The sequence below is a fragment of the Govania unica genome, assembly GCF_027920805.1.
Lineage (GTDB): Bacteria > Pseudomonadota > Alphaproteobacteria > Sphingomonadales > Govanellaceae > Govanella > Govanella unica.
Genome location: NZ_JANWOI010000004.1, coordinates 306,748 through 331,310, shown reverse-complemented (window position 1 = coordinate 331,310; position 24,563 = coordinate 306,748). Strand labels below are relative to the sequence as shown.

Sequence of the window (24,563 nt, the reverse complement as noted above, 5' to 3'; positions counted from 1 at the left end):
CAGTCCTCTCGTAACCTGTCGATATAAGTGATTATTGTTCCAGAAATTCAGCCATGCGCGCACGCAGCCCGTCCGGCCATGCGGTCGAACTGCGGTCCTTCATGGCGGCATAGACCACCGTCAGACGGAAAATGACCCGGACGATCCCATCCACAACCCCGGTCACCCGCACCCGGCAGGAGCTGCGGCCGAGATGTTCGACCGTAAGCGAAAACAGGATGTCATCCCCAAGCGTGCTGGCGCTGGTGAAGTCCGCCTCCACATGCACCGCGGGCACACCCATGTCGTCACCGATCACCATCTCACGAAAACTGTAGCCAAGCCCGTCGGCGAACCAGTCTTCCATGACCTGATTGAGCATCTCGAAATACCGCGGGTAGAAGATAATCCCCGCCGGGTCCGTATGGGCAAAGCGAACCTTGACCAGGGCCTGGAAGACCTTGGTTTGGTTGGTACCTACGGGCGCAACAGCATCGGACATCATTGGATCCCAGCATCGAGTCTCCCTCCTTATACAGGAAGGTGAGAATTAGTTTAAACATAAAATATATTACGGGAACCGAAAAGTTCGGACAAATGATCCCTCAGGGCAGCGGCACGCCCCAATCGGCAAAGACCGCCGCCTGATCCGCCCCGGCGACCTCAGGCGGATCACGGGTGATCCCGGTCTCACTACGGCTGAAACGCGGGGCGGGCGCGGGCTGAGTCACCCCGAGCCGGTCGATAAACATGCCGCGAGCACGGTTCGCCGGATGGCTTTGGGCCTCACGCAGGCTGAGCACCGGGCTGACACAGGCATCGCTGCCGTCAAAAATCCGCTCCCACTCAGCCCGCGACTTGCTTCGGAAAAGGGCCGTGAAGGTGGCCCGGTGGCGCGGCCAGCTTGCCGGGTCATCACGATCGGCGAACTCCGCCGCCTCCAGCCCAAGCCTGATCAGAAGCTCGGCAAAGAATTTGGCTTCAAGCGCGCCGACCGCCATATAGCCGCCGTCGGCCGTCTCATAGACATCGTAAAAGAAACAGCCGCCGTCGATCAGATTGCTGCCCCGCTCATCCTTCCAGAACCCGGTGTGGAGGAGGCCATGGAACACCGTGCTTAACAGGGCCACCCCGTCGACCATGGCAGCATCCACCACCTGTCCCCGGCCCGACGACCGCGCCTCGATCACCGCCGCCAGCACGCCGACGGCCAGCATCATGGCCCCGCCGCCATAGTCGGCCACAAGATTGAGCGGCAGCACCGGCGCCTCGCCCTTGCGGCCGATCGCATGCAGCGTCCCCGACATGGCGAGATAATTGATGTCATGCCCGGCACGCGGCGCGAGCGGCCCGTCCTGCCCCCAGCCGGTCATGCGGCCATAAACCAGACGCGGATTGACCGCCGCACAGTCATCCGGCCCAAGCCCGAGGCGTTCCATGACGCCGGGACGGAAACCTTCGATCAGCACATCGGCCCGGGTCGCGAGCCCGAGCACCGCCGCCTGTCCCACGGAGGTCTTCAGATCGAACGCCACCGATCGCCTTCCGCGCGACAACGGATCTTCGGGAAAATCCGCACCGGGCACCGACTGCACCAGATGCTGCGGACGATCGACGCGCACCACATCAGCACCGAGATCGGCCAGAATCATGCAACAAAGCGGCGCCGGCCCAAGTCCCGCCATTTCAAGCACCCGCACCCCGGAAAGTGGTCCCATACCCCGTCGTCCCTTCTTTTGACGTCTCATCAAAGACAAGCTTGGCGAAAACCCAGCCCGATAAATTTGTAACCCTAAGGTTGCAGAATTTGCCGGCTAGATTTTAAGAGAATCTCAGTGGCAAAAGCATTTGCCCCAACCACACATGGTTTTACGGCGAGCAGACCTTCAGCGTCTCATCCCTGCGTTCATCAATCAAACGTCATCTCAATGCTTTGTAACTCAAAGGATACAGCCACCAGCGCTTTTTCCGGGCTTTGCCCCGGGTGCGCGGCCCTGTTCACGCAGGCCTTAAAAAATCTCACGCGATATCAATTTCCTGTGACCCGCTCTCTCGACTGGCACGGCTTTTGCCTTTTTACCAAATGGCGACTTGTTGATTCCGCCAAAATCACTGAAAGGGGCTCATTGAGCTTTGGCTAATTGGACCTTGAAATTCATCTCCACTAAAGAGGAGGCTTTCGTGACTAAATGGACATTACTCGGTAGCGTTTCCATCCTTGCCTGCGGCCTCAGCTATGGCGCCATGGCACAGGACGTCCCAAGCAACGTCTCAGCCGACAACGGCTCCCAAACCGCACAGGACGGTGGCAGAAACACCGCAACCGGCGGCAATGCCTCGGCGAGCGGCGGCCAAACTTCAGGCACCAACTCAGCCTCGGACGGCAGCCTATCGGGTGACGGCGGTAACAGCGTTGTCAAAGACAACACGTCCATCACAAAGACCGAAAATTCAACCGAAAACACGACCGTAACCAAGACGGACAATTCAACCGAAACCGCCAATCTCAACCTGACCAATACAAAAAATGACACCAAAACCGCAACCACGGGTGATGGTGGCAACAACGCCAGCGGCGACTCCTCCATCGACAACAAATCGAAGGCGGACGACGGATCGGCCTCAGCCAACAACAATTCGACCTCTACCGTCGACAAGTCAGACAATTCGACCACCAACGTCAGCAAAACCACCACGGTAACCAAAACCGACACGGACACCAGAACCGACAGTTCCACCAACAGCCAGGCTAAAGCTGAAGAAGGTGGCGCTGCCGCCAACGGTGGGTCGACGGCAATGATCGACAAGTCGAGCACCGACAATTCGACCAGCAACCGGTCCAAGGCTGAAGAAGGAGCTGCTTCGGCCAGTGGCGGATCAAATGCCACGGTCGACAAGTCCGATAATTCGAGCACGGCGAAGGCCAAAGAAGGATCGGCCGCAGCCAGTGGCGGCTCAACCGCCAGCATCGACAAATCCGACAATTCGACCACCACGGTAACCAAAACCGACACTGACACCAGAACCGACAGCTCCACAAATGTGAAAGCTGAAGCAGGTGGCGCGGCCGCTAATGGCGGCTCAACGGCCACGATCGACAAGTCGAACAATTCAACCAATGTAAAGGCTGAAGAAGGCGGCGCTGCTGCAAGCGGCGGCTCAACGGCCACGATCGACAAGTCGGATAATTCATCGCGGAACAGTTCCCGCGCTGACGATGGCTCTGCCGCAGCCAGTGGCGGGTCGACAGCCGTTGTCGACAAGTCCGACAATTCAAACTCTTCCGAAGCCAAAGTCAGCGAATCCAAAGGCTCCGCAGCCGCCAATGGCGGGTCTACCGCCAATGTCGACAATTCGGATACCAACAACTCCACGACCAACACCAGCACGAACATCAACAGGTCGTATTCTTCGACCCGCACCGACAACAGTGTTGATGATCACAGCAACAACTTCACCATGGGCGACCTTGCCGTGAGTGTGCAGACGCTGGACAGCACCACCACAAATAACCAGATGATTGCCGGCAATGCCAGCAGCTCCTCTGATGCGGCAGCGATTGATTCCGCTGCGGCAGCGTCATCCTCGTCCGCACCGGGCGGCAACATCACCACGGGTAACATCGACAATACCGCTGTCACCAATTCCCGTGGCATGATCAGCCTGAACCAGAACACAGGCGTCGCCAGCCAGAACAATGCAGTGTCCTTTGCAGCCAAGGTGAATATGCCTGCGGCCGCTGCCGCAACCCCGTAGTCTCTCGCATACGCGGGCGGCCTCTCTCCCCCGAGGAGCCGCCCGTATCTTTCACCTCTGCACGGGATGACGGAGAAAAACCATGAACGCCATCCGCGCATGGCCGACAGGTTGGACGAAAACCGCAACGCTTGCCGTTGCCATCACGCTTATGATGCTGTCTCAAAGCCTCGCAGACGAAGCCCCGACCGAACCCCTCGACGCACATTCCGCACTCGCCGGTCTGACGCGCGTGGATGATGATGTTCTGGCCAACAATCGCGGCGGAAGCGCCATATCTCTCGGCGATCTTGGCCTCAATATCGCGTCGAACAAAAGCACGGTAAATGGCAACACGGTCAGCGGTGATGTTGTGACCGGGCAGATCTCAGCGAATTCACTCAATGACGTGAGTGGCATCAATTCCCTGATGTTCAATTCCGGAAACAATGTCAGCTTTCAGAACAGTATGCAGATCAATATCTTTCTGAAATGACCTGCCGCTTTTCTGCGGGCCGAAGACAAACGGGAGCAGGTGACATAATGCGCAGGACGACGGATCGTTCAATCGCACTCCCACATGACCTTTTGCGGGCCCTATCCCTGAAGCGCGTCTTGATCGCGCCTCTGGTTATGGCCTTGCTCCTTCTCATGACCGGCGTTTCCGGACTGCTAACCGGAAACGCCCTTTTTTCATCGGCGGCAGCCGGTACGGTTCTGTTGCCGAACGGCCTCATCGGCGGCGCGGCCTCCGTCAAGGTCATCAGCCTCCGGGAGGCCAAGTTTCAGACGGTCATCCGCCAGCAATTTGATTTCAGCTGCGGGTCGGCGGCGCTCGCCACCCTCCTCAGCTTTCATTACGACTATCCGGTGACGGAAATGACCGTGTTCAAGGAGATGTATGATCATGGCGATCAGACGCGGATCCAGGCCTATGGGTTTTCGCTTCTCGACATGAAGCGCTACCTTGAACGCCACGGCTTTCAGTCGGACGGTTATCGCGTCAATCTTGACCGGCTGCGTCAGGCATCCCTGCCCGCCATAGCCCTGATCAACACCAATGGGTACAAACATTTCGTCCTGATCAAAGGCGTCATCGGCGACGAAGTCGTTATCGGCGATCCGGCCCTTGGCGTCCGCGTGATGCCGGCGGACAATTTCACGAAAATGTGGAACGGCATCGCCTTTATCTTGCGCAGCGATCAGACGACCGGGCAACAGCATTTCAATCTTGCCGCAGACTGGGGGGTCCGCAAACGCGCGTCTTTGGCATTGGCTATGAAACAACAAAGCCTGGCCGATTTCTCCCTGCAGCTTATCCATGTCTCCAACGGTTTCTGAGGGCCAGCTCATGTCCAACCATATCCATCTTGACCAAGGCCAGAGGCGCATGAGCTTCCATCAGACCGAATTGCCGTTCGGCGTGCGCCATCGTGGATTGTCGAAATTCGTGACATCGGCCTCCGTCTTCGCGCTGACGATCAGCCTGTCCGGATCCTTGAATTCACCCCAGGGATTTTCCCCCGCAAGCGCGGCTATATCAGGAGACTCAACCACGCCTGCAGCTTTCGCCGATCTTGCCGCCATGAATGATGAAGCGCTCGATCAGGCGCGCGGCGGCTTCAATCTCGGCAACATCAATCTCAATGTGGGCGTCAAGGTTGAAACCGCCATTGACGGCTTTGCCACCATCACCACCAATTTCAATGTCGCCAAACCCGGCGTCCTGCAAAATCTAGGCACGGAAGTCAGAACCATCACGGAGGCCGCAGCCAATTCAGCCAATGCCGCGATCGCGGCCGCCCATGCCGCCGTCGAGGCCGCTCAAAACGCTGCCGCCGTGGCCACGGGCGCGATCAAACCCACCAAAATCGGTGATGTGACCAGTGCCAGCCAGATTTTAAACGGTGCGTCAGAAACCACCAGCAGCAATCTGCAAAACAATCCGGCCGTGACGCAAGCCATGGACACGCTCAACCAGGGGGCAAAAGCTCTGGCTGCAGATTTCATCCCTGACAGCACGCCCCCAGCCACGCCGCAGACCGGCACGACCTCAACAGCGCCGGTCATCTCCCTCATCGCAAGCAGCGATGCGGCAAGCGGAACACGCACTGTAGAAACATCGGCTCTCGCAAAAGACGGCAACCAATTGACCATCCCGTCCATCGGCGGAAACATGGCGCAAGTGATCCATGACACGACGAACGGCCATACATCGATCATCACCAACAGCATGAACAATGTGTCGATCCGGCAGTCGGTGTCGATGAACATGACCATCGATAATTTTACCGCCCTGCAGACCGCATCCACACTCAATCGCATGGTGAGTTCGATGTCGCAACAAATCGGCTTGCTCGGCCTGCGCTGATCTTGTGTTGCATGACGGCAAGCGAAACGCCCCACCACCCTCCTCGGGAGTGGTGTAGCGGCGTCAGGGGCAGAGGTCCCTTCTCTCCCCTGACGCTGCTACTGCCTTGACTGAAGCTATTTCCATCCTAATTTCCGAGTGAGAACGAGAAGGGCACCCGCAGGGTGACTTCAATATCTGGCGATTCCTCGGTCACGCCTACGGCAACGCTCAGACTGACCGATGTCGCCGGGGCCACAGCAAGCGACACTCCGAACAAAAGCGAGCCGACCTGAAAATCATGGGAGCGGATCGGCAGCTCATTGATGCGGCTTTTGGTGCCGAAAATATAATTATGCTGATAGCCGAAACTCATCGACAGCTTGTCATTGAGCGCGAATCCGATGCCAACGCTGCCCGAAATCACATCGCCCGGATCGACCTTGCCGATATGTGTGCCGCCCAGGGTAAACCCAACATCCTTTTGCATGTTCCAGATATAGGACAGATTGGTGAACAGCACCGCTGGGTCCGATTGCAGGATCATGGTCACGCTCGGTTCCACACTCCAAAATCCCGACCCTGTCGGCAATTGAGTTTCCAGACCGATATGGTCCCGAGAAACACTAAAGGGTCCGCGTCCGGTCGTGCTTTTGGCCCTGAGATTGCCGACAATGAACGGCCAGCCGTCGCGTCCGGAATTGAACTGATACTGCATGCCGAATTCGATATCACCCAGACTGCGCCCGCTCAGATTTTGCAGATAGCTGGGCTTGCCGACCGTATCCGGTTGCTCGCTGATGATCGTCGATTCAACGCGGTTGCTCGACACCACGAAAGGCACCTTGGCCGAAATTTCAAGCCTTCGTGTCAAGCCGTAACGCAGCGCGATCTGCGGCGTGATGATATTGGTCCGCGCCTCGGTCGCCTCGATGGTGCCGATCAGCACCGCATCGACGATTTCAACGCCCTGAAAAAAGAACCGGTTCGAGGAACTATGCGAGGCTGACAGGGTCGGCTCGATGGTGATCGTGCCTTTGGGCGTCAGCACCCCGCCCTGATCGGAAATGATGGCGATCTGCTGTTCCGGCCGGTTTTCTTTTTCCTTCGGGCGCGTGGCCGCATCCGCGGGCGGCTCCGACGCATCGGCAGATGCCCTGCTGGGCGTCGGCGTAGGAGCGGGCGCTGTTTCCGCTGTCGCTTTCTGCGGTTGCGATGGGGTGGGCGGTTTGCCCTCAGCCTGCTGGCGTAGAATTTCTTGCAGCTGGCGACGCTGTTCGTCAAGTTCACGCCGCTGCAGTTCAAGCTCACGCGCCTGATTTTGCAACAAAAGCGACTGATCCTCGACCTTTTTCTTCAGGACCGCCATGCTGTCCGCCGTGTTTTCCTGGGCTTCCCCGAGCTCCGCATATCCTGCCACTGCCACACATACCGTTGTTGCGCACAAAAACGACCGCAACCGCATCACATCTCTCCTCCCTGCTCACTCATACTGACATCCTGTTTGCTGAGCCCGTGGCGCTTCATCAGCCGATAGAGCGCCACCCGTGACACGCCAAGCGCGCGCGCCGTGCGGAGTATATTTTTCTGGTTGCTCTGAATGCTTGCGGCGATGAACTGACGATCAAACGCATCGCGCGCTTCGAACAGCGTCATGTCGGGCGCGGGTTCACCGTCATCCGCTGCTCCGCCCGAAAGCGCGCGGCCTGCGACAAGCCCAAGGTCTTCGGGTTTGATCAATGTTCCAGGAGTCATCACCACCGCACGGCTGACCGCGCTCATCAGTTCACGCACATTCCCGGACCAGTTATTCTGCACCAAGGCCATGATCGTCTTGTTGGAAAAGCGCATCTTCGGCCGGTTATATTCAAGGCTGAATTTCTGCAGAAAATATTCGGCAAGAATTTCAATATCATTCTCACGCTCCCGCAGAGGCGGCACTTCGATCGCCAGAACATTGAGCCGGTAATAGAGATCCTCGCGGAACTGACCGCGTCGCATGGCCTCTTTCAAATCAACATTGGTGGCGGCGATCAACCGCATGCGGATCTTGAGCGAGGCGGTGCCACCGACCCGCTTGAAACTTCCATCCTGCAGAAAACGCAGAAAATGCGGTTGCAGCTCAAGCGGCATATCGCCGATTTCATCAAGAAACAGCGTGCCGTTATGAGCCTCCTCCACCAGTCCGCGCTTCATGCGACCGGCTCCGGTGAAGGCCCCCTGCTCATGACCGAACAATTCCGACGCGATCAGGTTCGGCGGCAGCGCCGCGCAATTGACGGCGACAAAGCGGCCCGCGGTATATTTGGAGCGATCATGCAGGGTGTGGGCAATCAATTCCTTGCCGGTGCCGCTTTCGCCGGTCAGCAAAACAGGGGTATCGACCTTGCTGATGCGCCAGATGCTTTCATAAATTTTCTGCATGCGCGGCGAGGTGCCGATGATGCGGCCATATCCGGCCCTGGTGGCTTTCTGAAAGGTCGCATATTTGCGTTCCATCTGCACAAGGCCATGAAGATGGCCAAGGCAATATAAAAGCCGCCGCACATCAAGGGGTGCCGTATGAAAATCATAGAGCCAACCAAGACGCAGAAATTCCTGCAATTGCGGGGCCAGAATCGCCCCCGAAGGTATGAGCGCAATCAAACGCAGATAAGCATTCTGTGACAGCAGGTGACCGATATCATCTTCGGTAATGGCCAGATCCTGATCATCCGAAATCGCATCGATGAGCAGCGCCGAACAGTCATGACTTTTCAGCGTCTGCTGAATATCCCGCATGCCATGACAAAGATGAACCGTCACGTTGGACCGCCTCAATGTGGCGATCAGCCTATCATACTGCGGCCCATCCTGCAGCGACGCCAGCAGCACCTCGCACGGACCGCGCACAGCAATAGTGCCCGGAAATTTTTCAAAAACCGTGCTCTCGACCTTGACCGGCCTGTCATTAAAAATGACCGCCGAATCTACGTAATTACCATGAGGTGCCAGAGGAAGTTGTGACATGCGAGTTTTCTCATCTGTAAGGCTTTTTCATGGCCAGAGGCCATGATCAGAACGCCCGCGCAGATCTCAACAGTGTCGATGCCCGTAATCCAGCCCGGATCCCTGATGATTGAAAACAACAGATCTGGACTCGGGAAATGCACAGAGACATTTCCCGCGGATCAGTTTCACCGTTCTGTTGTGGATCAGCCCGCGGATATCTATCCGCATCAAGCCCCCCTGACCACATATCCAGTCAGAAAAATGCCGTAAGACAACAGGGCCAGAAGTCGCATCCACTGCACGGTGCATGTAAAGTGTGACAATTTGAACTGAAAAAAGACGCTACCTGCTAAGCAACTTGCTGGTCGTCACCGGAGACCAAAGGAACCCTCTCTCCTAAGGGACACAACCACTGAATCATGCAAATAAAAGGCCAAAAAAGGCAACCCCTTCATCGGCCTGAATAATGCAAAAAACAGTCCTCGGCGCAAAAGATGAATCTGTAAAGAACACCGACATATTCAGCGTGCTGAGACTTGGCAGCCTGTGGAGGAGGATCGTGCAACCGGCACAAAAACTTGCAACAAAAACGCTAGAGGCTCCGGCATCCTGCGCCTTGGTCAGGATGCCGGAGGAGAAGCAAACCGCCTCACCTCCGTCGCAGGATTGTGACTCATCCGCACTCAGACTGTAGCAAAACTGCATCCTGATCACAAGACTTCGCTCATATGGTCAGACTTGCCGACGACGCACCGGCTTGCCAAAATCCGGATCGCGACTGACCCGACGCGCCATAGTGCCCGGCGGATTGCGATACCAGCCAGGATCCCGGTAATCGCCGGGGGCCAGATCGTCCCGTACTTTGACCAGTGTAAACATGCCTCCCATCTCGATATTTCCATGGGGGCCCTTGCCCGTCATCATCGCCAGCGTGTTTTCCGGGCCGGGCATATGCCCCATATCCACATGTGTCTGATGCTCGGACATGCCGTTTTTACCCATGGCCATATAGCCCGGCACATGCTGACGGAAGGCATCGGCAACTCCCGTCTGATCGACGCCGACCGTGTTCGGAATACCATGCCCCATGGCATTCATGGTGTGATGGGACATGTGGCAATGAAGCGCCCAATCACCCGGCACGGCGGTGAATTCGATATCCCGCGCCTGCCCGACTCCGACGATTTCCGTCACCTCGCGCCGCCATTGCGCGCGCGGCCAGCGTCCGCCGTCGGAGCCCGTGACCTCATATTCCACGCCATGCAGATGAATCGGATGATTCCACATGGAAAGATTCCCGACACGGATGCGCACCCGCTCCCCCGTGCGCGCGACCAGACTGTCAATGGCCGGGAACACCTTGCTGTTGAAGGTCCAGAGATCAAACTCCGTCATCACCGAGGGATCGGGCCGATAGGTCCCCGGATGGAGCGCCCAGTTATGCAACAGAAAAGCATAATCACGATCGATCGCAACCGCCTCCCCATCCTTCGGGTGAATGATGAAAAGCCCCATCATGCCTGACGCCACCTGCACCATTTCATCGGCATGGGGATGATACATATGGGTACCATGCTGACGCAGAGTGAATTCATAGACAAAGGTTTCGCCCGGCCCGATATGCGGCTGACTGACGCCGCCGACGCCATCCATGCCGCTTGGCAGGATCAGACCATGCCAATGCACCGTGGTCGCCTCGGGCAGACGGTTGGTGACATAGATGCGCACCCGGTCACCTTCGACGGCTTCGATGGTCGGCCCGGGGGTGGAGCCGTTATAGCCCCAGCATTTGGCCCGCGAGCCGGGTGCGAATTCGTGATCGACCTCTTCCGCCACCAGGTGAAATTCCTTGACCCCATCCTTCAGCTTATGAGGCAGGGTCCAGCCGTTCAACGTCCGCACCGGCACATGGCCCAGAGCCCGGACCGGCGGCAAAGCCGGCGCCGCCGCCGCTTTTCCCGCAAGCATTGCTGACAAGGCACCAATTCCGGTCAGCTCAAGAAAATTACGCCGTGAGGTCATTGGTGATCTCCATGGTCCATATGGTGCTGCATATCGTGATCCATCGCTGCAGGTATGTCTGAGGCTGGCGTTTCCGCCGCCACATCCGGCAGGCGCCCGCCAGCCAGTCGGGCAAGATCCACCCGCGCGATCCAATAGTCGCCAAGCGCCGCCATATAGCGATCGCTCGCCTCATATTCATCGTTCCGGGCACGCAGGAGGTCGAACGGCCCACGCAACATGAAATTCACTTCCTCCTGCATACGGGCGACAATCGCCGCCCGCAACGGGACCAGGGTCGCGCCATATTCCTCGGCCCGCGCCCGCGCCGCCGTGAGCCGCGCAGCCCCGGCCCGTAGACTGTTGAGCACTGCAAGTTCGGCGTCGGCAAGATCGGACGCCGCCCGTTGCAGCTCCGCCCGCGCCCGCGCCACCCTCCCCTTGCCAGAATTAAAAATCGGCAGCTCCACACTAAGCGCCGGGCCGCTGCGCTGGCGGTCGCCGTCCTCACGTTGATGCGCGGCGCTGATGTCGGCCCCATTGAGCCAGCGGAGATCGCGGCTAAGCCCAAGCGCCACCACCCGTGCCCGAATGCCCTCGCGCCGCGCCACCAGATCCAGCCGGGCGTCGAGCGCCCCGGCAATGATCCCGTCCAAGGGCGCATCCGCAGCATCCGGCAATTGCAGTTCGGCCGTAACCGTCCAGGATGCCGCCGCACGGAAGCCCATCAAACGATTGAGATCATCGCGCGCCGCTTGCGCCTCGGCTTCGGCGGCAAGGCTTGCGAGCCGGGCCTCTGACGCCGCCGCCTGCTCGATCGCAAGCGTCAGACGATTGATGTTCCCGGCATCGTGAAACCGTCCGGCCAGTTCCGACCCGACCCGCGCCGCATCGGCGATTTTCGCCCGCATGAGCGCTGTCTGCTGCGCCGCCACCAGTCGCACATAGGCCGTCTGCACCTCGGCCGCCACATCCAGAATATCCTGCGCCGCCGCCGCCGTGGCGCTGGCATAGGCAGCCCCGGCGATTTTGGACCGCTTGCCTAGAAACAACAAATCCGTAAAGCTTTGCGACAGTCCAAACGTCAGCTCGTCACCCGAAAGATGACTGCCGAACAGAATTTCGACCGACAGGCGCGGGTTGCTCAGCCGCCCGGCATCATAAACATCCGCCGCCGCAAGCCCGAGCCGGGCATAAGCCGCCCGGAGGCGCGGGTTTTGCAGATAAGCAATGGCCACAGCCTCCGCCGCCGACAGCGGGGTCGCCATCTTGGACGCCACCAGCGCCGCAATTTCAGCTTCAGCCTTATCTTCCGGCAGCATTTCACCGCGCGCGGACAAAAGCTGGCCGAGATCGGCACGGCCACCATCAGGGGGCAGGCTCGCGCAGGCCGACAACAAAAGCGGTAGAGCCGCGAGGGCGCTCCGCCGCAGAATCAGGGTCTTCATGGAACATCTCCGTGAACGGCGCAGGACGCACCTCACATCATGACAAAAGCGATCACGTCAGGAGATGATGAGGTCAGGTGGCGGCGACAGCGGCACCGCGCCAAGCCCGCGCAGGACCGGCATGGGCGGGATGGCTTCCCGGCTCAGGACGTCGACCCGCTTAAGAACCAGCGCCACCATCCCGTCGGGCGCGGCCCAGGTCTGATGCAGGGCGCAACCGCAGGCCCCGGGGCTTTGCTTGACCGAGAGGCTTTGCTTGACCGTTGGCGCCGCGCTCTCATGGCAGTCGCTTTGATCGGCCACCGGACTGGACTCGCACTCATGGGCCCCCGCCGGAACGGCGAAGACAATCATCAGACAAAATGCGAGCAAGCGGATCAACATGGCGGAAATATACCCCGAGAGGGTATAAGGGGCAAGACAAAGACCAAAAAACACAAGCCCTCCCCGCGCATTCTGCAGTAGCTTACCGACCCAACCAATTCCCTGAGCAAAGGAGACCGCCCCCATGTTTGAGACCCTTGAAACCCATATGTGCTTTGGCGGCAGTCTCAAAATCTGCCGTCACCCGTCCGCCGCCACCGGCACCGGCATGCGGTTTTCGGTGTTCACGCCCGCAGGCCCCGGCCCCTTCCCGGTTCTGACCTTTCTGTCGGGCCTGACCTGCACCGAGGAAAATTTCACCGTCAAGGCCGGAGCCTATAAAAAGGCGGCTGAACTCGGCCTGATGATCGTGGCTCCGGACACCAGCCCGCGCGGCGATGGGGTTGCGAACGACGCCGCCTATGATCTCGGCCAGGGTGCCGGGTTCTATGTGGACGCGACCGAGGCCCCCTGGGCCCCGCATTTCAACATGTACAGCTACATCACCCGCGATCTGCAGGACATCCTGTTCGCGCAGTTCCCCGGCGACCGCAAGCGTCAAGGCATCAGCGGCCATTCCATGGGCGGCCATGGCGCATTGACCCTCGCGCTCCGCAATCCGGATCTTTATCGGTCGGTCTCGGCCTTCGCCCCCATCGTCAGCCCCTCCACCGTGCCGTGGGGTGAAAAGGCGCTTGCCGCCTATCTCGGCCCTGACCAGAGCCGCTGGCGCGCCCATGATGCCTGTTGCCTTCTGGCTGACGGCGTCGGACGCGGAGCCTTCGACGACATCCTGATCGATCAGGGCAGCGCCGACAATTTCCTTGAGCCGCAATTGCAGCCCCATCTCTTCACCCAAGCCGCCGCAGAGGCCGGGCAGAAGGTCACGCTCCGCCTGCAGGAGGGGTATGATCATTCCTATTATTTCATCTCCACCTTCATGGATGATCATCTGGAGTTCCACGCCCAGCGTCTTTGACCAGAAAAGCCGCGTCTTTGAGCGGGAAAAGATGGAAAATTCGGCTATAATTTCCTGACCCAACAGAGAAGGAAGCTAGAAATGGTCCCCGCCATCGAAACGATCATTGTCGGCCGCGCCCGCGATCTCGGCGGGTTTTCCGTCCAGCGCGTTCTGCCATCGGTCAAACGGCGCATGGTGGGGCCATTTGTTTTTCTCGATCAAATGGGGCCGGTGGATTTTTCACCCGGCCAGGGAATCGATGTGCGGCCCCATCCGCATATCGGCCTTGAAACCGTCACCTATATGTTCGAAGGGGAAATCCTGCATCGCGACAGCCTTGGCTCGGTGCAGCCGATCACCCCGGGCGCGGTCAACTGGATGACGGCTGGCAAGGGCATTGCCCATTCCGAACGTTCGAGCACGGAAAATCGCTGCCACAAACAACGGCTTTTCGGTTTGCAGCTTTGGGTCGCCCTGCCCGTGACGCGCGAGACCATGGACCCGTCCTTCACCCATTATGCCGCCGACCAGTTTCCGGAACTCACCGGCGACGGGCTCCATACCCGCGTGCTGGCCGGGACGCTTTACGGCAAGACCTCTCCGGTCGTCACCCAGTCCGAACTGTTTTACGGCGATATCCGCATGATCGAGGGCGCACGGCTTCAGGTCGAAAGCGGGTATGAGGAACGCGCCGCCTATCTCGTCTCCGGCGCGGTCGAGATCGGGGGCGATCGTTTTACGCCCGGACAATTGCTGGTGTTCAAGCCCGGCGCCGAGATCGTCATCACAGCGCTTGAGGCCGTGCGGCTTGTGCTGCTTGGCGGCGCGGCCATGGATGGGCCGCGCCATATCTGGTGGAATTTCGTCTCAAGCCGTCAGGATCTCATCGAAGCGGCCAAGGAAGACTGGAAACAGGGCCGCTTCGATCGCGTCATCGGGGATACGGAATTCATCCCCCTGCCGGAAGGCTGATTACGCAGACAAGCTCAAGCCCAGCCGCTCGGCCACACCGGCGCCATAAGCCGGATCGGCCTTGCTGAAATGGGCAATCTGCCGGCGCTGGATAACTTCAGCAACCCCGTGAATATCACCGGCAATGTTATCCATAAGCACGGCTTTCTGAGCATCACTCATCAGCCGGAACAAGTCGCCCGCCTGACTGTAATCCTCATTACCGTCCCGATGATTGTAGCGCGCAGCGTCGCCGTTCAGCTTGAACGGCGGTTCAACCACGCGCGGATCCTCCACCGGACCGCCGAAGCTGTTCGGTTCGTAATTGACCGCCCCGCCGTAATTGTCATCGAAGCGCATGGCTCCATCGCGATGATAGGTATTCACCGGACAGCGCGGCTTGTTCACCGGCAGGCTTTCGTAATTGACGCCAAGCCGATAACGATGCGCGTCGGCATAGGAGAAAATCCGCAGCTGCAACATCTTGTCCGGGCTGTGGCTGATGCCCGGCACCACATTGGCGGGCGAAAAGGATGACTGCTCGACCTCGGCAAAATAATTTTCCGGATTGCGGTTGAGCTCCATCATCCCGACCTCGATCAGCGGAAACTCCTTATGCGGCCAGACCTTCGTCAGATCGAACGGATTATAGGAGGTTTGCTCGGCCTGGGCTTCGCTCATGATCTGCACGCAGACGCGCCAGCGCGGGAAATTCTTGTTTTCGATCGCGTCGAAAAGATCGCGCTGATGGCTTTCCCGATCATCACCCACAAGCTTTGCAGCTTCGGCATTGGTCAGGTTTGCGATGCCTTGCAGGCTCTTGAAATGGAACTTGACCCAATGCCGCTCATTGTCCGCATTGATGAAGCTATAGGTATGCGAGCCGAAGCCATGCATGGTGCGGTAGGATTTCGGCAACCCGCGATCCGAAAACAGAATGGTCACCTGATGCAGGCTTTCCGGGCTCAGGGACCAGAAATCCCATCTTGCCGTGGCGCTCCGCATATTGGTTTTCGGGTCGCGTTTCTGAGTGCGTATGAAATCCGAAAACTTGTAGGGATCGCGCACGAAAAACACCGGCGTATTGTTGCCGACCAGATCCCAATTGCCTTCCTCGGTATAGAATTTAAGCGCAAAGCCGCGCACGTCGCGTTCGGCATCGGCCGCACCGCGTTCGCCCGCAACAGTCGAAAACCGCGCCAGCATCTCGGTCTGTTTTCCCACATGAGAAAACAGTGAGGCCTTGGTGTATTTGCTAATATCATTGGTGATGGTCAGCGTTCCATAGGCTGCGGACCCCTTGGCATGCACAATGCGCTCGGGGATGCGTTCACGGTTGAAATGGGCGTGTTTTTCAAACAACTGCCAGTCCTGCACCAACAAGGGACCGCGTGGTCCGGCCGTGAGGCTGTTCTGATTGTCACCCACCGCAATGCCGCTGGATGTGGTCAGGGTCTGACGTTTTGAGCCTGTGTCCTGTCCCATGAAAATCCCCTTATCTAATGGAAACTCACATTTCTCGCCTGATGGCGGCCAAGTATAGCGCGTATAATCATAGGGCCCAACGCCAAGATTGTTCTGAAATTCGGAACAGTGTCTTGTCCCCAGGCCCCATAGGCACAGGCCCTCGGCGACCCTATATTTTGCTCATAAGCAACGGGAGCCTCCCGCTTCCCTCTCGCTAAGGAGACAGATCATGACCACCACAGTCCGCCCGATCGTCAAGATCCTGCGCGGCCAGGCCGCGAGCGACGGCGCGGGTGTCCGCCTGACGCGCTCCATCGGCGGTCCGGCCCTGACCCAGCTCGACCCGTTCCTGCTGCTGGATGAATTTCGGTCCGACGATGCAGCCGATTATATCGGCGGCTTCCCGGATCATCCCCATCGCGGCTTCGAGACCGTGACCTATATGCTGGCCGGGCGCATGCGCCATGGCGACAACAAGGGCAATGTCGGCCTCCTCAGGCCCGGCAGCGTGCAATGGATGACCGCCGGTCGCGGCCTCGTTCATTCGGAAATGCCCGAACAGGAAAACGGCCTCATGTGGGGCTTTCAGTTATGGGTCAATCTGCCCGCAAGCGACAAGATGACCGCGCCACGCTATCAGGACATCGACCCGGAACTGATCCCGGTGGTGACCCATGATGACGGTCTGACGGTCAAAGTGATCGCCGGTCGTTACGAAGACGCGAAAGGCCCGGTCGACGCCCACCATACGGAGACCATCTATCTCGATTTATCGATCCCCGAGGGTGGCCGTTTCGACTACGCTCTGCCCGAAGGTCACAATGCCTTCACCTATCCGTTCGAAGGCCAGATCATGAGCGGCGGCGAACGCGTCAACCGCGGCGAAGTCGCCATCTACGGCGCGGGCGACAGGGTGGAAATCACCGCCCTTGACGGCCCGGCCCGTACCCTCCTGGTGGCCGGACGGCCGCTCAAGGAACAGGTCGCGCGCTACGGCCCGTTTGTCATGAATACGGAAGCCGAAATCCGTCAGGCTTTCGCCGACTATCAGGCCGGCCAGTTCTAAAACGGGCGGCGCCGCTGAACAGTCCGGAACCGGGACGCCACGAACGCGACATCCGTCAGCGTGGCGTTCCCGGCCGGGTTCAATCCCGACACGTGAAGATCGCTATAAGCCGCCGAGAAATTGATCGGCATGGCCCCGCTGGTCATATTGATGGTGAGGTTCGCCCCCGCCCAGGCGAAGGCATCCTCCGCCCGCGCCACGAAATTTTCGTCATCCGCATAAAGAAACGCCGTGATCGCGCCGATCTGTTTTGCGTCCGCGCTCGCCTGCCTCAACGCTTCCTCAGCGTCCGCGCATCGGATAAAGAACCCGACCGGCGCAAAGCGTTCCTCGGCATAAAGATCGCGCGCGCCAATGTCGCAGGTGATCAGCAACGGCGTCGCCGTCCGCGCCTCCGGGAATTCCGGATGGGCATAAGGCGTCGTCTCCCGAATGATTGTTCCCTGCCCCACCGAAAGCGCGCGCAGCTCGCCCAAAAGTTTGCAGGAACTTTCCGCCTGAATAGCCCCGAGGATCGCCGCCGCCCGCACCGGATCGGATACCAAATCATCCACGGCCACGGCCACCCGCGATGCAAGTTCATCAAACCCGATCGCCCCCTGATCGGTCATGATGCCGTCTTTTGGGACAAAAATATTCTGCGGGCTCGTACACATCTGCGCGGAAAACAGACAAAGGCCATGGGCCAGTTTCCGCACCATGCCATCAAGGTCCGTCGTGCCCTGAATGACCACCGTATTGACGCCCGAGGTCTCGGTGAAAACCTGTTTGCCGCGCACATTGGTTTCGATCCAGCCGCCAAAACGTGCGCTGCCGGTGAAATCGACAATGGCCACATCGGCATGAGTCACAAGCTCCTGCGCGATCGGGCGGTCGACACTGTCGGTGATCATGGTCACGAGATTGGGATCCTGCCCCGCCGCCCGCAGCACGTCGCGGCAGATCTCGACGGCGATGGCCATGGGCAACACGCAGTTCGGATGCGGCTTGACCACAACCGGATTGCCGGTGACGAGATTGACGAACATGGCCGGATAGGCGTTCCAGGTCGGAAAGGTGGCGCAGGAAATCACCACCGCAGGCCCCAAAGGAATCTGCCGGTAGCTTTTGTGCAAGCGCACCGGATCACCCGGCCCGAAGGCCTTCGACCAGTCGCTGTCCTGCGGCGTCAGGGTCATCACCCGCCAGGCCATGGCCAGCGCCTCAAGCCCGCGATCAAGCGCATTCGGCCCGCTGCCCGCAAACGCCATGGGGAAACTTTGCCCGGCCGTATGCATGACGGCATGGGCGATTTCGAAGGATGCCTGATGCAGCCGCTCGACCATCTCAAGACACAGCCCCATCCGCGTCTCAAGCGGCTCCGCCGCCCAGGCCCGCAGAAGCGCTCGCGACGTCCCAAGCAGCAGATTCATATCTGCCCGGGGATAGGTGATGCCAAGCGGCTGTCCGGTGAAGGGTGAGACCTCGCCGCCCGTGCGTCCGACTTCACCCGGCTGATCGGCCAAGTCGAAAGGCTTGCCAAGCCGCGCGAGAAACGCCGCGCGCCCCGCCCGTGGCGCCTCCTCGCCATGAAACTTCGGACTCGCCGATTCCTTGAATGGCGACCAGCTCACCCGCCGCTCAAGCGTTTCGATCACCCGGTCCAAACGCGCTTTGTGCGCAACAAAGTAAGCAGTCATCGGCCTATCCCCCCGGCAAGTCTGAGATCCCATGCCGGTCAGCCTAAAATCATAAGTACTTTTATGCAAGCCTTGGAAGGTGCAAGATGAAAATTCCGAGCGCCTACCTGCCGACGTCCCTATTTAGCTATTGCTGGGTGGGGTCGTCGGAGTCACAGGGGTCTTTTTATGGAACAAGCACTCCACCGTATAAATCCCGCCGCCGAACAGCGCGATATAGATAAAACCACCGCACATAGCGATATTTTTCATGAACTGGACATTGTTTCCGGGGACTGAAAAATCCAGATGGGCAACGAAAGCAGTCACCAGGCACCAGAGCGCGAACAGCGCCCCAAGCAACCGCACCCGGAGCCCGAGCAGCAACGCAAGACCGCCAACGAATTCGATCACCACCGTGACGATCCACGCCAGTTCCGGCACCGGCACCCCCATATGAACCATATAGGCCTTGGCTGCGGCCGCACCGACAAGCTTGCCAAATCCGCTCCAGATGAAGATGGCGCTCATGAGAACGCGCCCGATGAGCATGCCTAGATCCTGCTGATTATTTAAGTCTCGGATAGTAACAGACATAACCGTCTCCTGATCCTGTGAGTGAACAGACAAGGACACCTGATGCCAGCATTATACCACTTCCGGAGCCGAGGGAATATTACCCGTTTTCATTCCAACCATAAGTTGGTTAACTGCCATCCAGATAAAATGCAGCCCCCGGGCCACTGACCCTCGCCATCACCAAGCGGCCGGGGTAAGCTCGCGTAAAACAAGCTAATAAAAAAATCTGACATGGACAGCAAAGGGAGAGGACTGATGGGGCTCTGGACACGGAAATCACTCTCTGCGCTTGAGCGGGAAGCCACAAGCGTCACCGGCCTCAAACGCGCACTTGGCCCCTTTTCCCTCACCATGATCGGCGTCGGCAGCACCATCGGCGCAGGTATTTTTGTCATCACCGGCACCGCCGCTGCTGAATATGCGGGTCCGGCGCTGGCCATTTCCTTTCTGATCGCTGGCTTCACCTGCCTTTGCACGGCGCTCTGTTATGCCGAACTCGCCTCCATGATCCCGGTGGCTGGCAGCGCCTATACCTATGCCTATGCGACGCTTGGAGAATTCGTCGCCTGGATCATCGGCTGGTGCCTTGTGCTCGAATATGCCATGTCGGCCTCGACGGTGGCGGTCGGCTGGTCCGGCTATTTCACCGAATTCCTCATGAGCTACGGGGTCAAGCTGCCCATGGACTGGATCAGCGCCCCGCTCATTTTCACCGAAACCCACAGCATCGGCATCACCGGAGCCTGGTTCAATGTCCCCGCCGCCGGGCTTGTGCTGCTGTTGACCGGGCTGCTTATTCTCGGCATCAAGGAATCGACCACCGCCAACAGCATCATGACAATGATCAAGATCGGGGCCGTTATTCTGGTTATTTTGTTCGGCGCGGCCTATGTAGATCCCGAAAACTGGACTCCATTCATTCCGGAAAACACTGGCCAATCAGGGCATTACGGATGGAGTGGTATTTTTCGCGCCTCCGGCATCATTTTCTTCGCCTATATCGGCTTCGATGCCATCTCAACCGCCGCGCAGGAGGCCAAAAATCCGCAGCGGGACATGTCCATCAGCCTGTTATGGGCACTTGGCATCTGCACCGCGCTTTATGTGATGATGTCGCTGGTGATGACCGGGCTCGCCCATTATTCGACGCTCAATGTGCCCGACCCGGTTTACAAAGCCTTGCGCACCGCCGGCGCCAATCTAAGCTGGCTGACCCCATTCATCGTCATGGCCGCCATTATCGGTCTGGCCTCGGCTACGCTTCTCAGCCTTTATGGCCAGACCCGGGTATCCTATGTGATGGCCCGGGACGGCCTCATCCCCCGAACCTTTGCCGATATTCACCCGCGCTACCGCACGCCCCTGCACGGCACCGTCATCACCGGACTGTTCAGCGCGCTCATCGCCGGACTGTTCCCCATCGAGATCCTCGGTGAACTCGTGTCCATCGGCACGCTCCTCGCCTTTGCCATTGTCTGCATGGGCGTGCTCATATTGCGCCACCGCGCTCCGGAGCTCAAACGGCCGTTCCGGGTGCCCTTCGCTCCCCTCCTGCCATTGGTCGGCATGTGCAGCTGCTTTTATCTGATGTACAGCCTGCCGGGCGACACCTGGATCCGGCTTGTGGTCTGGCTGGCCATCGGTCTCGTCATCTATTTCGGCTATGGCCGCCGCAACGCTGCCCTGACACGGGCCCGTGAAGCCAGTGAGACCGGCCAACCGTAAGCGACCTCACTCAAGAACAAAGGTGCGATCGCCGATCCGGAACACCCGGCCGTCAAGATGCAGCCGCACCGCCCGCGCCAGGGTCCGCCGTTCAAGCTCACCGCCGATCTTGCGAAAATCCTCCCGGGAGTGACGGGGGCTGACGCGCGCCACCTCCTGCTCGATGATCGGCCCGTCATCGAGCCCGGCCGTCACATAATGGGCCGTCGCGCCGATGACGCGGACCCCGGCCGCATAGGCCTGCCCATAGGGCTCCGCCCCTTTGAAAGCCGGCAACAGGGAATGATGAATATTGATCACCGGGCAAGGCAGCGCCGTGACCAGATCCGGCGACAGAACCTGCATATAGCGGGCCAGAATGACAAGCTCGGCCCCCGCTGCCCGGACGAGATCGAGCGCCACCGCCTCTTGCCGCTGCCGTCTGCCCTCGACAATAGGCAGATGGTAAAACGGCACCCCGGCCGCCGCCGCGAAGGGCGCGAAGTCGCCATGATTGGACAGAACGGCCGCCACCCGCATGCCAAGTTCCTTGGCCTGGGCCAACAGATCCTGGGCGCAATGGGCGAATTTCGAGACGAAAACCACCACCGACGGCCGATGATCCACCGCCGTCAACTGCCACTCCAACCCAAGCGTCGAGGCCCGCGCCGCGAGCGGGGAACGCACCGCTTCCTCCTCCTTGGCCGAAAACATCAACCGCATGAACAGCCGCCCGGTCTCCGGATCGCGGTAATGGGCGCAGTCCTTCAGCACCGCACGCACTGACCGCAACACGTCAAGGACTCCGCTCTCCACGCCGATGCGCGCGGCTGACGGCGATCCCGCCCCCGTGCAGGTCAAAGACAAGATAAAATCCGCCACCATAAGCTCCACATCACCCGATCCCATTGTCCAATCAGACGGGCGACGGGTGCAGGCGTGATGGCTCTCGGGCGGCGTGGAAACTTCAGGCAACCGTTATTGTCAGACTGCCCACGCCGTCGACCTTGCCGGTGAGCCGGTCGCCGCGCGCGATCGGACCGACGCCCGCAGGCGTTCCGGTAAAGATCAGATCCCCGGGTTGCAGGGTGAAATAGGTCGAAAGTTCAGCGATCACTTCCTCCACCGACCAGATCAGCTCATGGAGATTGCCGTCCTGGCGCAGCTGGCCATTAACCTCAAGGCTGATCCGCCCTTCCGCCACCGACGGCACCTCGGATTTCGCGCGGATGGCCGAGACCGGGGCCGCACCATCAAAGACCTTGCCGATTTCCCAGGAGCGCCCCGACGCCTTCATCTCGCCCTGGAGATCGCGGCGGGTGAGGTCGAGACCGACGCCATAGCCGAACACATGGCCCAAAGCCTCAGTGACCGGAATATTCACGCCGCCGCTGCCGAGCGCCACCACAAGTTCGATCTCGTGATGAACATCCGCGCTGCGCGGCGGATAGGCGATACGCGCGCCATCCTCGACCACCGCACTCGCCGGTTTCATGAAAAAGAACGGCGCTTCCCGCGTATCGGCACCCATTTCCCGAACATGCGCCTCATAATTGCGGCCGACGCAAAAAACCCGAGCCACAGGAAAGCGCTCGGCCCGGCCGACAACCGGCAGCGTGATCATGGAAACAGGCGGAAAAACAGTGGTCATAATAATAAATCTCCAGATTAACCCTGATAGACGCGATAAATCATACGGCAGGCCACCAGCAGAAGAAACAGACCAAAGGCAATGCCAAGCTGCCGTTTGCTGAGCCCATGGGCGATCCGCGCCCCAAGCGGCGCAGTGAGATAGGTGGTCGGCGCAATCAAGGCAAGACCGATCAGATTGACAAACCCGAGGCTGCCCATGGGCAGCCGGGGATCGCCCCAGCCGGTAACAATGAACCCAAGCGTGCCGGGAACGGCGATCAACAGGCCAAACAATGAAGCCGTGCCCACCGCGCGATGAATGCTATAGCCGAACAACGTCAGGATCGGCACCCCGACGGTGCCGCCGCCGATGCCCATCATGCTCGAAACACCGCCAATCGCCAATGGGACGCCCTGCATCAAGGGCCCCGGCGGCAAGCCCGGCGCAATCCGCCTGTGATCGAGCGGCAACAGCATCTTGGCCACCACCAGCAAACACACCGCCGCAAAAACCGCCGAAAGCACGCTGCCCTGAACCTCGGACGCGATCACCGTCCCGATCAGGGCGCCGCAAAACATGGCCACCGCCCAGTGGCGGATCAAGGCCATATCCACCGCACCCCGCGACTGATGCGCCCGCGCCGACGAGAGCGCCGTCGGAATAATGGTCGCAAGCGAGGTCGCCACCGCCACCTGCATGCGGATGTCCGCATCGACGCCAACAAATCCAAGGGCAAAGTCCAGCACCGGCACAATGACGATTCCGCCGCCCACGCCCAGCATTCCGGCGATGATTCCGCCTGCAAGCCCGGTGGCCAGCATCAAACCCGCCAACAGAAAAAGCGCCCACTCACCTGTCATGGCATCAGCTGTTCCCGGCATAACCAATTGCAACTATATCGTCTATACGGACGGCCCCCAGCCTGACCAAACACTATTCACGTCAAACCGCCCTGAACGTTAGATTGGGCTGATTGACAGAATACACGGCAATGATATGGTGGTCAGGCTATGTGGACATTTAAAACGTATACGCGATTCCAGCATCACGCAGGCTGCTTGCAAGCAAGCAAGTAGCCCCGGACGTCGCACGCCACAAGCCTTTCTCGACCGTCCGGGGTCATATCCAATCAGAATACTTTATATCTTATAATACCTTGACCGCCCGGAAGCGGTTTACCCCAAAGTTTTTATTCCCGCTATTGCGGTTGACTGTCCAGCCGAACGCCCGGATCACGGCGCGGCGACGGTCTCCTCAAAAAGCAGATTTTTCCTACATGAGGATTACCGATGTCCAAGTCCCTTCCCACCCTGATCATGTCGATGACCGACCACGAGGCCGTAGCCGAACTGGTTGCGGCGACAGAGACCCTCGATCCCTCGGTTGCTGACTATCTCGACCGCGAACTGAACCGCGCCCGGCTGGTCGCTCCGGGCAAACTGCCGGACGATGTGGCCGCCATGGGCCGCAGTGTCACCTACCGTGACGAGGCCAATGGCCGCGTGCGCAGCATCACCCTGGTGTTTCCGGGTGAACAGGATGCCTCCGCCGGCAAGATTTCCGTGCTGACTCCGATCGGCGCCGCCCTTCTCGGCATGCGCGCCGGTCAGGGCATCACCTGGGCCGACCATATGGGCGGCACCCGCAACCTCACCGTGCTTGAAGTGAGCGCCTGAG

At 59.4% G+C, this 24,563-nt stretch carries 23 protein-coding genes; 9 read left to right on the top strand and 14 right to left on the bottom strand.

Translation table 11 applies throughout. From position 1 onward, the window contains the following. Positions 1-31: 31 nt before the first annotated feature. The gene (locus NYP16_RS12295; RefSeq protein WP_274944449.1) at positions 32-481 is read right to left on the bottom strand and encodes an acyl-CoA thioesterase; all 450 of its coding nucleotides are present in this window, start codon (positions 479-481) and stop codon (positions 32-34) included. Between the two features lie 103 nt (positions 482-584). After that, positions 585-1,697, bottom strand: a complete 1,113-nt coding sequence (locus tag NYP16_RS12290) for a CaiB/BaiF CoA transferase family protein (RefSeq protein WP_274944448.1) — start codon at positions 1,695-1,697, stop codon at positions 585-587. Positions 1,698-2,127: 430 nt separating this feature from the next. On the opposite strand from NYP16_RS12290, the gene NYP16_RS12285 reads away from it, so the two are divergent. The 4 genes from NYP16_RS12285 (at position 2,128) to NYP16_RS12270 (ending at position 6,085) form a co-directional block, all read left to right on the top strand. After that, on the top strand, positions 2,128-3,735 hold the full coding sequence (locus NYP16_RS12285; RefSeq protein WP_274944447.1) for a hypothetical protein: 1,608 nt from the start codon (positions 2,128-2,130) through the stop codon (positions 3,733-3,735). A gap of 82 nt (positions 3,736-3,817) precedes the next feature. After that, positions 3,818-4,210, top strand: coding sequence for a hypothetical protein (locus tag NYP16_RS12280; protein WP_274944446.1), 393 nt, complete (start codon positions 3,818-3,820; stop codon positions 4,208-4,210). 155 nt (positions 4,211-4,365) lie between these two features. Next, complete coding sequence (locus tag NYP16_RS12275; protein ID WP_274944445.1) at positions 4,366-5,055, top strand: C39 family peptidase; 690 nt, start codon at positions 4,366-4,368, stop codon at positions 5,053-5,055. Between the two features lie 10 nt (positions 5,056-5,065). Then, complete coding sequence (locus tag NYP16_RS12270; RefSeq protein WP_274944444.1) at positions 5,066-6,085, top strand: hypothetical protein; 1,020 nt, start codon at positions 5,066-5,068, stop codon at positions 6,083-6,085. Between the two features lie 127 nt (positions 6,086-6,212). Here NYP16_RS12270 and NYP16_RS12265 read toward each other — a convergent pair whose 3' ends face one another. From NYP16_RS12265 to NYP16_RS12240, 6 genes are all read right to left on the bottom strand, one after another. Next, complete coding sequence (locus tag NYP16_RS12265; RefSeq protein ID WP_274944443.1) at positions 6,213-7,529, bottom strand: transporter; 1,317 nt, start codon at positions 7,527-7,529, stop codon at positions 6,213-6,215. Further along, positions 7,529-9,073 carry a sigma-54 dependent transcriptional regulator gene (locus tag NYP16_RS12260; RefSeq protein WP_274944442.1) on the bottom strand — a complete coding sequence of 515 codons (1,545 nt, stop codon included), beginning with the start codon at positions 9,071-9,073 and terminating at the stop codon, positions 7,529-7,531. Before NYP16_RS12260 ends, NYP16_RS12265 begins: the two co-directional genes overlap by 1 nt. A 399-nt stretch (positions 9,074-9,472) precedes the next feature. Then, positions 9,473-9,769: a hypothetical protein gene (locus NYP16_RS12255; protein WP_274944441.1), complete on the bottom strand. Its 297-nt coding sequence runs from the start codon at positions 9,767-9,769 to the stop codon at positions 9,473-9,475. Positions 9,770-9,787: 18 nt separating this feature from the next. Continuing rightward, a complete protein-coding gene (locus tag NYP16_RS12250; RefSeq protein ID WP_346742528.1) occupies positions 9,788-11,023 on the bottom strand; it encodes a multicopper oxidase family protein in 1,236 nt (411 codons plus the stop codon). A 50-nt stretch (positions 11,024-11,073) separates the two neighbouring features. After that, entirely contained in the window at positions 11,074-12,504 is a 1,431-nt protein-coding gene (locus NYP16_RS12245) for a TolC family protein (protein ID WP_274944439.1), read from the bottom strand. Between the two features lie 57 nt (positions 12,505-12,561). Continuing rightward, positions 12,562-13,014: a hypothetical protein gene (locus NYP16_RS12240; RefSeq protein ID WP_274944438.1), complete on the bottom strand. Its 453-nt coding sequence runs from the start codon at positions 13,012-13,014 to the stop codon at positions 12,562-12,564. Here NYP16_RS12240 and fghA point away from each other — a divergent pair. Together fghA and NYP16_RS12230 are read left to right on the top strand one after the other, a co-directional pair. Continuing rightward, a complete protein-coding gene (gene fghA, locus NYP16_RS12235) occupies positions 13,013-13,846 on the top strand; it encodes an S-formylglutathione hydrolase (protein WP_274944437.1) in 834 nt (277 codons plus the stop codon). The genes NYP16_RS12240 and fghA overlap by 2 nt on opposite strands. 81 nt (positions 13,847-13,927) lie before the next feature. Continuing rightward, a complete protein-coding gene (locus tag NYP16_RS12230; RefSeq protein WP_274944436.1) occupies positions 13,928-14,800 on the top strand; it encodes a pirin family protein in 873 nt (290 codons plus the stop codon). Here NYP16_RS12230 and NYP16_RS12225 read toward each other — a convergent pair whose 3' ends face one another. Beyond that, complete coding sequence (locus NYP16_RS12225; protein ID WP_274944435.1) at positions 14,801-16,264, bottom strand: catalase; 1,464 nt, start codon at positions 16,262-16,264, stop codon at positions 14,801-14,803. It abuts the gene before it with no gap. Between the two features lie 211 nt (positions 16,265-16,475). On the opposite strand from NYP16_RS12225, the gene NYP16_RS12220 reads away from it, so the two are divergent. Then, on the top strand, positions 16,476-17,312 hold the full coding sequence (locus NYP16_RS12220; protein ID WP_274944434.1) for a pirin family protein: 837 nt from the start codon (positions 16,476-16,478) through the stop codon (positions 17,310-17,312). On the opposite strand, the gene paaN is transcribed toward NYP16_RS12220, so the two are convergent. Together paaN and NYP16_RS12210 are read right to left on the bottom strand one after the other, a co-directional pair. Continuing rightward, complete coding sequence (gene paaN, locus NYP16_RS12215) at positions 17,309-18,991, bottom strand: phenylacetic acid degradation protein PaaN (protein ID WP_274944433.1); 1,683 nt, start codon at positions 18,989-18,991, stop codon at positions 17,309-17,311. The genes NYP16_RS12220 and paaN overlap by 4 nt on opposite strands. A 123-nt stretch (positions 18,992-19,114) precedes the next feature. Then, positions 19,115-19,522 carry a DoxX family protein gene (locus NYP16_RS12210; RefSeq protein ID WP_274944432.1) on the bottom strand — a complete coding sequence of 136 codons (408 nt, stop codon included), beginning with the start codon at positions 19,520-19,522 and terminating at the stop codon, positions 19,115-19,117. 282 nt (positions 19,523-19,804) lie between these two features. On the opposite strand from NYP16_RS12210, the gene NYP16_RS12205 reads away from it, so the two are divergent. Further along, on the top strand, positions 19,805-21,274 hold the full coding sequence (locus NYP16_RS12205) for an amino acid permease (protein ID WP_274944431.1): 1,470 nt from the start codon (positions 19,805-19,807) through the stop codon (positions 21,272-21,274). 6 nt (positions 21,275-21,280) lie between these two features. On the opposite strand, the gene NYP16_RS12200 is transcribed toward NYP16_RS12205, so the two are convergent. The 3 genes from NYP16_RS12200 to NYP16_RS12190 all read right to left on the bottom strand — a co-directional run bounded on the left by NYP16_RS12200 (position 21,281) and on the right by NYP16_RS12190 (position 23,746). Further along, positions 21,281-22,135, bottom strand: a complete 855-nt coding sequence (locus NYP16_RS12200; protein WP_274944430.1) for a formyltetrahydrofolate deformylase — start codon at positions 22,133-22,135, stop codon at positions 21,281-21,283. An 85-nt stretch (positions 22,136-22,220) separates the two neighbouring features. Beyond that, positions 22,221-22,904 (bottom strand): fumarylacetoacetate hydrolase family protein, encoded by a 684-nt coding sequence (locus NYP16_RS12195; protein ID WP_274944429.1) that lies wholly within the window; start codon positions 22,902-22,904, stop codon positions 22,221-22,223. Between the two features lie 17 nt (positions 22,905-22,921). Further along, on the bottom strand, positions 22,922-23,746 hold the full coding sequence (locus tag NYP16_RS12190; protein WP_274944428.1) for a sulfite exporter TauE/SafE family protein: 825 nt from the start codon (positions 23,744-23,746) through the stop codon (positions 22,922-22,924). A gap of 429 nt (positions 23,747-24,175) precedes the next feature. Between NYP16_RS12190 and rnk the strand changes: the two genes are divergently transcribed. Beyond that, entirely contained in the window at positions 24,176-24,562 is a 387-nt protein-coding gene (gene rnk / locus NYP16_RS12185) for a nucleoside diphosphate kinase regulator (RefSeq protein ID WP_274944427.1), read from the top strand. The last annotated feature ends 1 nt before the right edge of the window (position 24,563 follow it).